Origin of the sequence: Runella sp. (assembly GCF_965279615.1) — a bacterium.
In the GTDB taxonomy this organism is placed as follows: Bacteria; Bacteroidota; Bacteroidia; order Cytophagales; family Spirosomataceae; genus Runella.
In genome coordinates this window covers 495343-508252 of record NZ_OZ257252.1, presented here as the reverse complement: position 1 = coordinate 508252, position 12910 = coordinate 495343, and the positions used below count along the sequence as shown (strand labels likewise).

General features: G+C 40.6%; 13 protein-coding genes. 7 read left to right on the top strand and 6 right to left on the bottom strand.

Annotation, left to right across the window (positions count from 1 at the left end; genetic code table 11):
- Both pstC and ACQY73_RS02230 read right to left on the bottom strand, forming a co-directional pair.
- The gene (gene pstC / locus ACQY73_RS02235) at positions 1-891 is read right to left on the bottom strand and encodes a phosphate ABC transporter permease subunit PstC (protein WP_428660851.1); all 891 of its coding nucleotides are present in this window, start codon (positions 889-891) and stop codon (positions 1-3) included.
- Positions 884-1738, bottom strand: coding sequence for a PstS family phosphate ABC transporter substrate-binding protein (locus tag ACQY73_RS02230; RefSeq protein WP_428660848.1), 855 nt, complete (start codon positions 1736-1738; stop codon positions 884-886). The genes pstC and ACQY73_RS02230 overlap by 8 nt, the downstream gene beginning before the upstream one ends.
- A gap of 313 nt (positions 1739-2051) precedes the next feature.
- On the opposite strand from ACQY73_RS02230, the gene ACQY73_RS02225 reads away from it, so the two are divergent.
- The 4 genes from ACQY73_RS02225 (at position 2052) to ACQY73_RS02210 (ending at position 4451) form a co-directional block, all read left to right on the top strand.
- Entirely contained in the window at positions 2052-2390 is a 339-nt protein-coding gene (locus ACQY73_RS02225) for a carboxypeptidase-like regulatory domain-containing protein (RefSeq protein ID WP_428660845.1), read from the top strand.
- A gap of 62 nt (positions 2391-2452) precedes the next feature.
- Positions 2453-2701: a hypothetical protein gene (locus ACQY73_RS02220; RefSeq protein ID WP_428660842.1), complete on the top strand. Its 249-nt coding sequence runs from the start codon at positions 2453-2455 to the stop codon at positions 2699-2701.
- Positions 2694-2831, top strand: coding sequence for a tyrosine-protein phosphatase (locus tag ACQY73_RS02215; RefSeq protein WP_428660839.1), 138 nt, complete (start codon positions 2694-2696; stop codon positions 2829-2831). Before ACQY73_RS02220 ends, ACQY73_RS02215 begins: the two co-directional genes overlap by 8 nt.
- A 306-nt stretch (positions 2832-3137) precedes the next feature.
- Complete coding sequence (locus tag ACQY73_RS02210; RefSeq protein WP_428660836.1) at positions 3138-4451, top strand: esterase-like activity of phytase family protein; 1314 nt, start codon at positions 3138-3140, stop codon at positions 4449-4451.
- 451 nt (positions 4452-4902) lie between these two features.
- On the opposite strand, the gene ACQY73_RS02205 is transcribed toward ACQY73_RS02210, so the two are convergent.
- Positions 4903-5229: a TfoX/Sxy family protein gene (locus ACQY73_RS02205; RefSeq protein WP_428660833.1), complete on the bottom strand. Its 327-nt coding sequence runs from the start codon at positions 5227-5229 to the stop codon at positions 4903-4905.
- Between the two features lie 1861 nt (positions 5230-7090).
- Between ACQY73_RS02205 and ACQY73_RS02200 the strand changes: the two genes are divergently transcribed.
- The 3 genes from ACQY73_RS02200 (at position 7091) to ACQY73_RS02190 (ending at position 9387) form a co-directional block, all read left to right on the top strand.
- A complete protein-coding gene (locus ACQY73_RS02200; protein WP_428660830.1) occupies positions 7091-7360 on the top strand; it encodes a hypothetical protein in 270 nt (89 codons plus the stop codon).
- Between the two features lie 361 nt (positions 7361-7721).
- Positions 7722-8111, top strand: coding sequence for a hypothetical protein (locus ACQY73_RS02195; protein WP_428660828.1), 390 nt, complete (start codon positions 7722-7724; stop codon positions 8109-8111).
- A 589-nt stretch (positions 8112-8700) separates the two neighbouring features.
- Positions 8701-9387 carry a BclA C-terminal domain-containing protein gene (locus tag ACQY73_RS02190; RefSeq protein ID WP_428660826.1) on the top strand — a complete coding sequence of 229 codons (687 nt, stop codon included), beginning with the start codon at positions 8701-8703 and terminating at the stop codon, positions 9385-9387.
- A gap of 108 nt (positions 9388-9495) precedes the next feature.
- Here the strand turns inward: ACQY73_RS02190 and ACQY73_RS02185 are convergent, their stop codons facing one another.
- The 3 genes from ACQY73_RS02185 to ACQY73_RS02175 all read right to left on the bottom strand — a co-directional run bounded on the left by ACQY73_RS02185 (position 9496) and on the right by ACQY73_RS02175 (position 12634).
- Positions 9496-10824: a glycosyltransferase family 61 protein gene (locus ACQY73_RS02185; protein ID WP_428660824.1), complete on the bottom strand. Its 1329-nt coding sequence runs from the start codon at positions 10822-10824 to the stop codon at positions 9496-9498.
- Between the two features lie 108 nt (positions 10825-10932).
- Complete coding sequence (locus ACQY73_RS02180; RefSeq protein ID WP_428660821.1) at positions 10933-11367, bottom strand: HYC_CC_PP family protein; 435 nt, start codon at positions 11365-11367, stop codon at positions 10933-10935.
- 208 nt (positions 11368-11575) lie between these two features.
- Positions 11576-12634: a class I fructose-bisphosphate aldolase gene (locus ACQY73_RS02175; RefSeq protein ID WP_428660819.1), complete on the bottom strand. Its 1059-nt coding sequence runs from the start codon at positions 12632-12634 to the stop codon at positions 11576-11578.
- Positions 12635-12910 lie beyond the last annotated feature (276 nt).

The following is a 12910-nucleotide window of genomic DNA, read 5'->3' as shown; positions in this document are numbered from 1 at the left end:
CTACTGAAATTTTCGAATGTTGTTGGCAATTCGTTCGGCCAAAACATTGACCAACATCGTGATTAAAAACAGGACAAAGGCAATCGCAAAAAGAGCGTAGTAGTGGGTAGTTTGATAAGGCACTTCACCCATTTCGATGGCAATCGTGGCCGTAATGGTGCGAATCGAATCAAAAAAGCCTTTTGGAAAAGCCAACGAATTACCCGTTGCCATCAATACAGTCATGGTTTCACCAATAGCCCGCCCCATGCCCAACATGACAGCGGCAATGATACCCGGGTAGGCGGCAGGAAGTATTACCAGTCGGAGTGTTTGCCATTGACTCGCCCCCAATCCCAGGGAAGCTTCCTTCAACGAGTGTGTGACGGCATGAATAGCATCTTCAGATACCGTAATGATGGTAGGTAAGGCCATAATAGCCAGTAAAATGGCTCCGTTTAACGCATTAAGGCCGTTGGGTAAGCCAAAAACCATAGAAATCACGGGACTGATGACCACAATCCCCAAAAAGCCAATCACAACGGAAGGAATTGCCGCCAGCATTTCAACAGTTGGTTTCAAAACCCTCTTGATAGATTCACCCGCATATTCCGAGATAAACAGGGCCGTTCCAACGCCCAAAGGGACAGCCAACAGCAGGGCACCGACCGTAACCAACAAGGTACTTACCAACAGGGGTAACAGCCCATACACCGAATTGGTACCGGATGACGGGCTCCATTGCGAATCGGAAATAAAATCCCACAGGCTGATTTGGGTAAAGAAAGCGACTGTATTGTAACAAAGCATCACAAAAATACCCAACAGCACTGCAATACACAGCATGCCCGACGCCAGAAACAAAAAGCGGAGCCAGTTATCCGTCAGTATGCGAAATTGCGTTCTATTCACGGGTGGAAGATGTTATGGGGAAGTAGCCGTTGGCAACAATGATTTTCTGACCTTCTATGCTTTTTTCAAATTCCAATAAGGGCTTGGCTTTTGCATAAGCGCTTTTCAAAACATACTGATACAGCGGGCGCTGAAAATAATACCGCTTATGAAGCACTGCGTAATAATCCAAAGGAGAGCAGGCAGGTCGGTTTTTTTCATAGATTTTGAGAATTTTGTATCCGGAACCCTGTTGCTTCCCGTTCTTGACTACATATCCTGCTCCTACGTACCCAATTCCTCCTTTGTCGGCTTTCACGGCTTCAATGATTTGCGCATTTCCGTTCATTTCTTTGGCATAGAGTGAAAATTCAATACCCAGTTTATCTTTCAAATAACTATGCGTGCCGGAGTTGCTTTGGCGACCATAAAGCGAAATGGGAAATTGGTCGGATGCAGAAAATTGCCAACCGGCTTTTTTGCCGCTAAAAATCTTCCTGACTTCTTCAATGGATAAAGAATCAATGGACAAATCCTCATGAACAATGATGGCCAAAGCGTCCTGTGCAAAGACGAAGGATACAATTTCGGTGCCTTTTTGTTTGAATAGCTGCTGCTCGTAGGAATTAATAGGACGGGAAGAATTGGCAATATCAGCTAACCCGTTCAGTAGCGAAGCAATTCCCAAGCCCGATCCTCCTCCCGAAATAGAAAGCTGTCGGTCATCATGCCGTTGATGGTATGCTTCGGCCAACAACACCGACAAATTCACTTCCGTATCGGAGCCTTTGATTTTAAGCAGATGATTTTTTCCGTTGCACGCCAAAAGCGAAAATAGGAAAAAGTAAGACAGCCAATGAAGACGCATGCCGCTTTGAAAATGGTTCAATTCAAATTTCCTAATAAGATAGGACAAAAGACAGGGGGGAATGAAGAGTTAATCAAAAGATAATATGAACCCGGAATGCCTTTTCCAAACCGACATTGTATTCTTCAATTAGAAAATTCCCGCATTTATTATCCGTTTATTTTCTCAAAACAGAAAATATAACATTAAAAACATAATTGTATTAAAGTTCAATTAAAAAGTAATCTGCTAACATTCAGTTCATAAGTAATGTAAATTTTTGCCGGTCTTCAAAGTGCCTTCAGCATTTTTACCACCTAACAACTTATGTTTTATGAAACAGCATTTTACAGCTCGCTCCCAATTTTCACCCTTACTATTACAGGCAGTTTCTCTGCTGTGCTTAGTTCTGTTGCTTTTAAGCAATATGGCCTTTGGTCAAAATCGCACAGTTAAAGGTAAAGTAACTTCGGCAGACGGTGCCGGATTTCCCGGAGTAAATGTCATCCTGCGCGGTACCACTACCGGAACAAGCACTACGGGCGCCGGCGAGTACACGATCAACATCCCGAATAACGATGCCGTGCTCATTTTTTCGTTTGTAGGATTTAAAAGTCAGGAAATAAAAGTGGGCAACCAAACTGAAATCGAGGTATTAATGGTGCTATCGTAATTACGACCAAAAAAGGCTCGAAAGAACAAAAAGGTTGGCAGGCTGATTTCAACAGCAGCACCATGTTTGAAAAAGGATTTGTAGCAAATCCCGAAGCTCAAACCGAATACGGTCGTGGCAGTAACTTCCAGTATGACTTCAATAACGGCATCAAAAATGGTAACGGCCTGTATGACTGGGGACAGCGTTTGGCCGAATTCGGACCCCGTTTTGAAGGACAACCCATCCGTCAATACGATAGCCCCTATGACGTTGCGACAGGGGTAAGAACCCCGACCGGAAGATCGCCTCAATGCGATATTAATGGCTAATCCTGCTTATTTACAAAACACATTTGAAGTGATTGAAAAACAATTTGGTTCAATAGCGGTGTATTTGGAAAAAGAAATGGAGCTTACGCCTCAAAAGTTGGCAGCACTACGGGCAAAATATACTGAATAACGGTTTTTCAGTGTATAATTGATACTGCCAACCCTTATATTAGCATATTAGCATATTAGCGGCAGTTCAAACAAATAATACATTGCCTGTATCTGTAAATTTTGCAGTATAAAAAATCAGGACTTCGATTTACAATTTTCAGTGGACAATACTTAATTGGTCTATCTGTAAAAATATTTGTCGATTTACCTGATTTTTAGCTAAAAATCAGGTATTGAAATCTTCACATATCCTTAATCGGGAAAGTTTTTATACCCAAAAGCCGGATGATAGTTTTGCAGGCTTATAACTCCTTCATTCACTCTGATGAAAATATCTACGTTCCCGTCGGCATTAACGTTAAGTTGTGCCCTCATCGCAAGCTTTATGGTTGTTTCCTGTGATGACCATCGTTTGATCAACGTTTCCTATCCGGCTTATGCAGAAGCAGCTAACCCGAAAATTCTTTCTACAGCCGCAAACGGAACCGTCCTTTATAATGGAGGATTTGGATCGGCCATTGCGGCTGATCTCACCGATCCGAATGTTTTCTATTTGTTAACCGATCGGGGACCCAATGCTGCCGGGGTAGCTGCCAATTCCATTATCTTCGGAAAAGCGGATTTTACTCCCCAAATCGGCAAATTTCGTTTGATCGGAGATCAGCTGATTTTAGAGCAGACGATCTTACTTAAAAATGCGGCCGGACAGGTGTTAACAGGTCTACCTAACCCCGTTGGTCAGGGTAATACCGGTGAAACAGCTCTTGATCTTAACGGCAATCCTATTACACCCAGTGCCGATGGTCTTGATTCAGAAGGGCTTGTTCTGGCAACTGACGGGACTTTTTGGATAAGCGATGAATATGGACCTCATATTGTCCATTTTGATGCCTCCGGTAAAACAATTGAACGCATTAATCCCTTTGGTTCCGGTACGGGAGGAAGAACATTACCTAAAGTATTGGCGCGACGTCGGCCCAATCGGGGAATGGAAGGACTTTGTATTACACCGGATGGCAAAACATTGGTAGGTTTGATGCAATCACCTATGTATAATCCTACTTCTGCGGCAGTAACAGGCTCGGTAGTGTTGCGGGTAGTGACATTCGAAATTGCAACGGGTGCCACAAAACAATATGTTTATTTGATGGAAAATGCCTCACTGACAGGCTGTAGTGAGATAGCTGCCATTTCCAATACTTCTTTTCTGGCACTGGAACGGGATGGAGATTATGGCGGCAATCCGGCCAAACCGGCTACCTTTAAACGAATCTACAAATTTGATCTGGCCGGCGCAACCGAAATTTCAGATCCGGCCAACGGTGATGGCGGTAAACTCTTTGGAGGCTTAACTGTTGAGCAACTCAAGGATAAAACGGGATTAGCCAACGCAGGAATTTCACCCGTAGCCAAGACCTTGGTATTTGATCTGCTGCAGGGAATCTCTCCGGTATATCCGCATGACAAAGCCGAAGGCGTTGCGATTCTTGGAAGCAATCGACTGGCCATTTCAAATGATGATGACTTTGGTGTTGTAGACAATGGGCAGAATAGTTTTATGACGAAGATTTTGCCTTCCACCGGCAAGGTTGATCTCAATCGAATCTATTTTGTTACGCTCCCTGCCCCGCTAAAATAAAGAATTCGACGGCGAGAAGAAGGAAGAGATCATTATTTAAAATGGTCTCTTCTTTTTCATCAACTTTCAAGCAGTGTGCCAATCACGACTTTGATTGAAACCTATAAAACATTTAATTACTTGTATTGCATTCTCACCAAATCCTTGTTTCGACAGGCATAACTTCTTGATTTTATTAGCGTAAAGTGCAACTGTACCGATTTAAGCACCGGCTTATTTCGGTACGGTTTTTGTATGCTCAAGATATTGGACTAACCATAAAATTTATACTGAAAATGTATCACAAGTCACTTGTATTTCTTTGATTTTCAGTATATTATACACCCATTTTTTGAGGCGAAATAAAGAGCATTGGTGAAGTAGCAATAACTCAACAGTAGTATACCGGCCCCGCTTATGAATCCTGCACCAAAGTTTCTGCCAAACTCGTCAGCCTTCATAATACAAACCCCTATCGGATTTTATTTTTTTGTTTTGGCGGTGGTAATTCTTTGACTGAAATTCTGATCAGTTCACTTAGCCAATCCCTGTCTTCAATTTTGTCTTCTATTAAGAAACTTGGTTTGGCTCCTTGGTAGGGTGATGCTTCAATGACATTACCTATAAATTCTCGTCCCGAATTGGTTGGTTTTATGAATAATTTGTTGTCACAAATCATTCCGAATAATTTTCCGTCAGAGTAAATACCATATTCGCCAAACATTTTTTTAGCGGTTATTTCTCCTGCATTTTTAATTTGTTCCAAAACAAAGTCTACAAAATTTTGGTCGGAAGCCATTAGTCAGCTATTTAGTGTAAAGTTATTTCAGTGATACACAGACAAATAAATATAGTCATATTTTCTAAATAACGAAAAGTTATCAAAGGAATAATGCTCAACAAACCGTCGTTTATTGTACACTCCTAGCACTTGCTAACTATTGCTTGATTTTGCTCCGAAAAGTGTACAATTTCCCATCCAAGAATCAATGCGCAACAAACCTTTCGATTTTATGATTTTGTACTAGAAAGAGTTAGTATAGACCTACACTTAAATAAAAAAACAATGGCTCCGTCTATGCAGACAAGGCCATTGTAATAACTTTACCCTACTTTACTAATTCTTCAAATACTGCTCTCGCAGATTACTTTAACTTAATATAACGTTGAATAAAGCCGCATTTATATGCTGTTTTTGATTTGCTAATGCCAAAATCAAGGTTTATACCGCTTAGTTCTACTTACCTGACGGCGAAATAATGCTTTTTCAAAAGTACAGTTTTTCTTTTTTTGGGTATATTTTTAATAATCATACCGCGAAGCGGAAACTTTCAAAAAAACATCCCAATCAAAAATAAAAAAAATACGCAAAAAACGGCCGTACAACAAATAATGAGCAAATAATATACCGGTTGTGCATTTTCAGGAATGTTTATTTTTTTGTAAAATCAAGCATAATAAATAATGTGAAATATCCTTTTTTTTTCAGTTATTTGCACTCTATAGGATATTCCATTCGAAACAGTATCAATTTAACCGGTCGTTTTCTGAAACTGCCCGACTTGGACTCCTACCATTCCCAAAGCGTTCGTTCCTCTTAAATAACTAACCTAACTGCCTTTGTTATGTTCACTTTGATTTCTTCCGAATCAAAGCAGTGCCCCCGTTGCGGGAGTATTGCCTTTGAGCGTTACCCTCGACCGCTCTTAGTAAAAACCTTTCTGTTTTTTTTACCGCTTAAACGCTATCGATGCGATAACTGCCGAGACCGTTTCTATCAGTTCTAGTGTCCCAACAAACGTACATTTTTTGTACATGGGCTTTTTTCGATAAATCGGACTATACTCCTCCGATTTTGTATACAAAACCCTGTCTGTAAAAAGCTGAACAAAACTATACAGCCGGAAGAGCTATAGGTTATGGCAGACAGCATTCCATTATTGAGCTAAGTGTTATTTTAATTCATAAGATACAAATGATTCTTACACCGCCTTTGATTTACAGGGGCGGTGTTTATTGTTTAGCGATATATTTATTATCCACCAAAACAAATCATTTCACCGGCAAATAGTTAGGATTCACCGGCAAATAGGTTGATTTCACGGCTCTAAGGTCAAACCGAGTGAAAAAAATATACAATTGCTGTTATTTTTGTAATCGGAAGGGCTTTCTATTAACGCTCTAAAGTTCCTTCTTCAATGTTATGAAAAAGAAATTGGACCGGTAACATGGTCGGATAATTTAAAGTAGGGTAAAGTGTAACGCAAAACCCGGTCTTCATAAGGCCGGGTTTTGTTTTTTCTTGCATTCATTTACGTTATTCCTGCATTTCGTCGATAGAATACCGATAATTGTCTAAAATACTCCTGTTTTCTCTACCTTTTTCCTATATATTTAGAATATTTTATTTGAGTTAAGTGAGCTTACACCGCTGCTGCTATGTAGATGCGGTGTTTTTTCTTGGTCTTATATTTACCTTAAAGTAGTAGAGCCTTCGATTTTTATTTCGGCAAAGTGTCTTGTAGAGGTCATGTTTTGTATATTTACGGGTCCCACAGTATAATTATTTCAGAACAGTTAGTAGAACGAATATGTACCTACCCTTGAAAAAACCGGTATGTGCTCCAACTCTATTTTTATAATTACATTTGCCGTAGTAAATGAACAATAGAAAATTATATCAGGAAATTCGAGGATTGGTAGATGAAATTTCGCTTGATTGGGACAATGATATTTTATCCCGGCACCGCCTGAAAATCATTTCACTCACCCATTGTCTTGTATTCTCTGAAAGCCACGACCTGGAAGGGCTAATGGCGACTCAGTTATTTTTGGAGCAATTAAATGCCCTTGGACCGCACACAAGTACCTTTAAAGACAAACATTTACTTTTAATTCATCTTCGGTCAATGAATTTGTATTTAAGCTAGTCATTCATATAGCCTAAAGTCAGTAACCGGGCCAAATCAGGATCATTATAACATCCCTTCTTTTAAAAACGTTTGTCAGTCAGGCATATAGAAGTATCGCTTCTGCCCTGACCGGCTTGGCGTATCCATTGATACAACCCAAAGTTTACGAAAACCGTTTACCACTCCGACACTTTAGCACCACCGCTAAAGAAGGTGGTTTATCCCTTCCCCAAAATCCTTAAGTACAGCGGAGAAATCAAATGTATGGGAACCGCTTAATAACATACACCATTTAAATAAGCAGATATATACCAAAAGTATTTAATTAATATACGATATTTATGTCCTTTAAAATCAGCAGGAATATCTATGAAAGATTATGAGGTCAAAAAAATCAGAAAAAGTCCAAAATCGTGTTACAAACAGTCTGGCCGGCAATAAGGCAGACCGCCTTGCTCAAAAATCCTATTCTGAAAAAATGCTTGGCATCTTGGGCGATTTTGATATTTGGATCAGGGTATGGAGAAGCGGGCTTGGAGAAGTGCGCGTATATATCAACATAGGGCAGCCTTTAGACAAAAATTCGGTTGAAATAGCACGCTACTACAAGACCGGCAATGTAAAGGTTGCTCCGAAAACAATGCTGGAATCTTCTTGGTTACAATCAAAAGATAACGATACAAAAAATGCCTGTAAATTACTGTGCGACGAGATCGCCGTCTATTGGAAGGCGACAAAATTCTCTTGCCGGCAAGCCGTAAAAGCATAATTTGCTCACTTAAAACATATATTCGGATTGGTATATAAACTATTTGACGTTTCGATATAAAAAACATGCCTCCGCCTCAAAAAGGCGGGGGCAATGTATAGACTTTACCCTACTTTAAAAAACGGCCTAAGCAGTTCATTTTTTCTTTCATAACGTCGAATATAATTTATTGAAAATCGCTTGATTTTGCTGTTCTCTGATAAATTATATGCCATACTAAAGTAGCATAAATTTCAGGCAGATTGCCTGAAATTTTTAGGTCAAAACCGTGAATCCTATCAATTTGCCGGTGAAATAACTATTTTTATAAGCGAATTACCACCCATTAACAAACAATAGCGAATATCTCTCGGTAAATAAAAAGCAAAAGAACAGCTTAAAAAGCCATGTAAATTCTTTCCATATAAGAAGGAATAAAGTCAAAAGGGGACTGACTATATCCAATCAACATTAAAGTTTCTTAACTTCGTCCTGAATAAATTTTGCTCCTTTGCCAAAATCTTATTTCACGACTGCTTACGATTCTTTCATTGCATTTAACTTGAGTACCCCTATCCATTTTTATACTCTCCTAAACCAAACCATTCTGATGAAACGCCGTCTTTTACTTTTTTTTGTACTTGCATTTTCTTCGTTTGCACTTACAGCCCAAGTGGGTATCGGGACCAATCTACCTGACAATTCAGCCCAGCTGGAAGTACAGTCTACCTCAAAAGGCTTCCTTCCACCTCGAATGTCGTTACAGCAGCGTACCGGTATAGCAGCCGCCGAAGGCTTATTGGTCTATCAGACAGAGGCACCCGTTGGCTATTATTATTTTACCCAGGGGGCATGGCAAAAATTGGCCAATTTGACCGAGATAACCAATGCATTGCCTCCCGCTGTCAGTGGATTTGCAGCCAACAACACCGGCAACAATATAGATCTTAAAATACTTGGGGTCTTAGTTCCTTTGCCCGACGCAAAGAACTTGTCCGGTATCATTGCCAATGCCGACAATACGGAATTTACGGTCTCTGCCGCAGGACGCTATAATATTTCTTACACTGTCAATACAAGAATTGCTCAATCGTTTAATGCCCGAATCCTTGTAAATGGAGCCACTGCCCAAGGTACTGTTGTTACTCCAAGTATCGTTTCAAACATTTTACAATCCAATGCTATCCTGACATTACCCGCAAATGCAGTCATCAGTTTGCAATTTTATGGTTCTGTTGCCAATGCATTACTTAATAACAACAGTGGGGCTACGCTTACAATTATTCGCCTTCCCTAGTTTATGGTATATGCTTTTTTAAAACAGTGTGAAAAAAGCAATCAAAAGCATATAAAACAATGTCTGCCCGCTGATTCATCGGGCAGACATTTGCTCCCATTGTAACTATCAGGAATTAAGCAGTTTCTGCAAACTTTGCTCAATTTCTGTAATATCCACATAAATACTGTCTTCCAGCCCGTCAGACTGATGATCATTTTCCACATCGGCAGTGCCATAATAATACGCCGTATAACGAAGTTGCAGTAGTTCGGCCAAGTAGTGAAAATGCTCCGGAACATAGGTGGCTGAAAATAATTCAAAAAGGTAAGTGCCGGGCCGACACCAAAGTATGTTGGAAAACGACGCACCATGAGGGCCTATGATAAACCGGGCGTTCCGATAAATAGAAACTTGTTCGGCAATCGTACGAGGCACGTCTTCAATAATTTGAAAGCCATGATTCTTCAATACACCGACCAATTCTTTCTCATTGAGTATATGGCGACGACCGGCGCGGCTTATATAAATGCGGTTGCCCGCATAAGGGTCTGTTTCCGGCACTTTTTCCAGAATATATTTACGAATTAAGGCAATGTCAGCTGCATTTGGATAAAACCAATGTCCAATGTCGCCGAGAATACAACGATCAAATGTGATTTGGTGAGTACGACTGTCCACAACTCTTTCCGGCTCAATACCTAAGAGCAACAGATATTCGTGCTCGTAAGGTGTGTTGAAAAGCGGATACGAAACGATGGCCTCTTTAAAATCAGCCTCGGGCAATACATCCTTTATCCGACACAGTTTTCCGACCAATAAGATCAAATAATCATAATATCCTCCCCAAATGAAGCCATCCTGAAAATGGCTCCAAGGGGCAATCAGTATTTTTGCATGAAGTTCAGTGCGCTTCCGACGATGCCGAACATTTCGGTAGAAATCATGATGATCAGTATCATTGCAAAGCACTTTGTTGTTTATAACAACTCCTCCATAAGGCAGTTGCTTTGTACCGGCCTTGCCCGGCAAATAGCTCCAAACCCTGACAGGTTCATTATTGGCCAGATTCTGGGAAAAATACTGTTTCTCTGAATCCAATAGATCAACCGCTTCGTGAAGCAGAACCAAATTGGCCGGATAAAGTACAAGTTGGCCGGATTGCAAATAAGCTTCCGTTTGAGATTTGCTCAAAAACCGAAAAGGGAAGCTCACCCATTGTGCGCCTTTTGTTAATATAAGCCAGCGAATGGCCGCCAGTGATTCTCGGATTATTTTAGGGTAAGTTGACCAGGATAAAAACCCGGCGCTTTGTCCTGATTGGGTTAAGGTGACAGATCCGTCGGGATTGATTTTATTAAAATCAACAGTCATCTCCTGCTTGTCAGTTGATTCTAATTCCTGAGCAATTACAATCCCGGAATGACCGGGCACCTTATTTTTGGTGTACGGTTTCATAGTTCTTGAAAAGAAATGGAGTGATTTTCATGATGAGTTAGAGTAAGTATAAAACAGAAATGCCAAAAGCAGCTTTCCGGGCTGCTCGCTGCCCACAGGGGCAGGAAATCAAATTAAAAAAGACTGTATAAAAATGAGCATACTTCGCCCATGAAGAGGAGGTGCACTACTGTAAAAACGAGATACATTCGAAGAAACAACGCGATGAAACCAACCCGTTGAAGGAAAATACACGGGAGTAAAAAAATACACTCCTTCTAAAAACTGACTTAAACATCGCGGCGACCCAAGATCAGAAGAAGGGGTCTGAATTTTGTAAAAAGTAACTTTATCTAAGCAGCATTTACTCCGTTTGAAGCTCGTTTCGTTCTCGGTGCTTTTGAAATTTTCCGTTTCTTTTTGGCATCCCTGTTTATGAAGCAATGAAACGGTTTTTATGTCCATACTAACACACCAATGCTCGTGCATAGCAAAACCGGTGCTTGCAAACAGCACCTCAATTGCCAGAAAAAGGCAAACAGATTGTTTAACGAAGTAGGGCATGGTATACGTTACTATACTACAAATATAACTACATATACCAAATAGACAAATAGGTATCTGAAATATAATATTCAGGTAATCAGGCAAGAGCTGATTTCATTTATACCTATTTATTCCAAATTGGCATATAGAATGTTGGTAAGTAAAGCAAGGATTTGATATAGGCGTACAAACAGGGCACAGCTCTAAAACCCCAACTTTTATATATTTACGCCAGATCAATTTCTTTTGACAAATACACATCCTGTACGGCATTAAGCAACGCTACACCGTCGTCAAAAGGGCGTTGAAAGGCTTTTCTGCCCAAAATAAGGCCCGTTCCTCCGGCCCGCTTATTGATCACAGCCGTTTTGATCGAATCGGCCAAATCTGATTCTCCTTTTGATTCTCCACCGGAATTGATCAGCCCGATCCGTCCCATATAGCAATTGGCAACCTGGTAACGACACAAATCAATGGGATGATCGGACGACAAATCAGTATACATTTGGGGCGCACTTTTAGAAAAATCAATGGCCGTAAAGCCACCGTTGCTGTCCGGTATTTTTTGTTTGATAATATCGGCCTGAATGGTTACTCCCAAATGGTTGGCTTGTCCCGTAATATCAGCCGCCGTTTCGTAATTAATGTTGTCTTTCTTAAACGCATTGTTCCGGGTATAGCACCACAAAATAGTTGCCATGCCTAACTCATGGGCTTTTTCAAAGGCCTGAGCCACCTCGACCAGCTGCCGATTGGAGCCTTCTGAACCGAAATAAATGGTAGCTCCCACGGCAACCGCTCCCAAATTCCAGGCTTCTTCGACCGAACCAAACATAATTTGTTCGTATTTGGTGGGATATGTTAATAATTCATTGTGGTTGAGCTTCACTACAAATGGAATTTTATGGGCGTATTTGCGGGCAACTGTTGCCAGATTTCCGAAGGTAGTAGCCACTGCATTACAACCGCCTTCGATAGCCAGACGGACAATATTCTCAGGGTCAAAATAAATGGGGTTTTTCGCAAATGAAGCTCCCGCAGTATGTTCAATGCCTTGATCAACGGGTAAGATGGAAAGATAGCCTGTATCAGCCAGCCGTCCATGTCCGTACAATGTTGCCAGGCTTCGCAGCACGGGAATTTTGCGATTACTTTCCGCAAAAACAGCATCAATAAAATGAGGCGAAGGATGATGCAAAAGTTTTTTGGAAATGGTAGTACATTGGTGACGTAATAAATAGTCGGCATCCTTGCCGAGGTATTCTTCGATATAGTGATAATTCATGTATTGATAACGTGTTTTTGAAGGTGCAACGCATTAACTCTCTAAAAAATCATTCCGGAGTGTGCCGGAAGATTTGTAAAGCAGAAAAAAGTTGATCAGGCAGTCGATCAAAAAGAAACCCGCACGACAGCGCCACGCGGGTTTTTAAGCACTACTCAACGTTATGAAATATATTATAGTATACCTACGTATTTATCACAATTTCAGATGTTTACTACCCGATATTTTTATTTTTTTTCTTTTAATGTTTCAAAACTTATCGCTAAACAGAATAAT

What these genes read in the sequence shown, in the direction of transcription:
- ACQY73_RS02180 (WP_428660821.1), bottom strand. Translation starts at nt 11,367, where the DNA reads ATGCCCTACTTCGTTAAACAATCTGTTTGCCTTTTTCTGGCAATTGAG.
- ACQY73_RS02185 (WP_428660824.1), bottom strand. Translation starts at nt 10,824, where the DNA reads ATGAAACCGTACACCAAAAATAAGGTGCCCGGTCATTCCGGGATTGTA.
- ACQY73_RS02225 (WP_428660845.1), top strand. Translation starts at nt 2,052, where the DNA reads ATGAAACAGCATTTTACAGCTCGCTCCCAATTTTCACCCTTACTATTA.
- ACQY73_RS02215 (WP_428660839.1), top strand. Translation starts at nt 2,694, where the DNA reads ATGGCTAATCCTGCTTATTTACAAAACACATTTGAAGTGATTGAAAAA.
- ACQY73_RS02195 (WP_428660828.1), top strand. Translation starts at nt 7,722, where the DNA reads ATGAGGTCAAAAAAATCAGAAAAAGTCCAAAATCGTGTTACAAACAGT.
- ACQY73_RS02200 (WP_428660830.1), top strand. Translation starts at nt 7,091, where the DNA reads ATGAACAATAGAAAATTATATCAGGAAATTCGAGGATTGGTAGATGAA.
- ACQY73_RS02190 (WP_428660826.1), top strand. Translation starts at nt 8,701, where the DNA reads ATGAAACGCCGTCTTTTACTTTTTTTTGTACTTGCATTTTCTTCGTTT.
- ACQY73_RS02220 (WP_428660842.1), top strand. Translation starts at nt 2,453, where the DNA reads ATGTTTGAAAAAGGATTTGTAGCAAATCCCGAAGCTCAAACCGAATAC.
- ACQY73_RS02210 (WP_428660836.1), top strand. Translation starts at nt 3,138, where the DNA reads ATGAAAATATCTACGTTCCCGTCGGCATTAACGTTAAGTTGTGCCCTC.
- ACQY73_RS02205 (WP_428660833.1), bottom strand. Translation starts at nt 5,229, where the DNA reads ATGGCTTCCGACCAAAATTTTGTAGACTTTGTTTTGGAACAAATTAAA.
- ACQY73_RS02175 (WP_428660819.1), bottom strand. Translation starts at nt 12,634, where the DNA reads ATGAATTATCACTATATCGAAGAATACCTCGGCAAGGATGCCGACTAT.
- ACQY73_RS02230 (WP_428660848.1), bottom strand. Translation starts at nt 1,738, where the DNA reads ATGCGTCTTCATTGGCTGTCTTACTTTTTCCTATTTTCGCTTTTGGCG.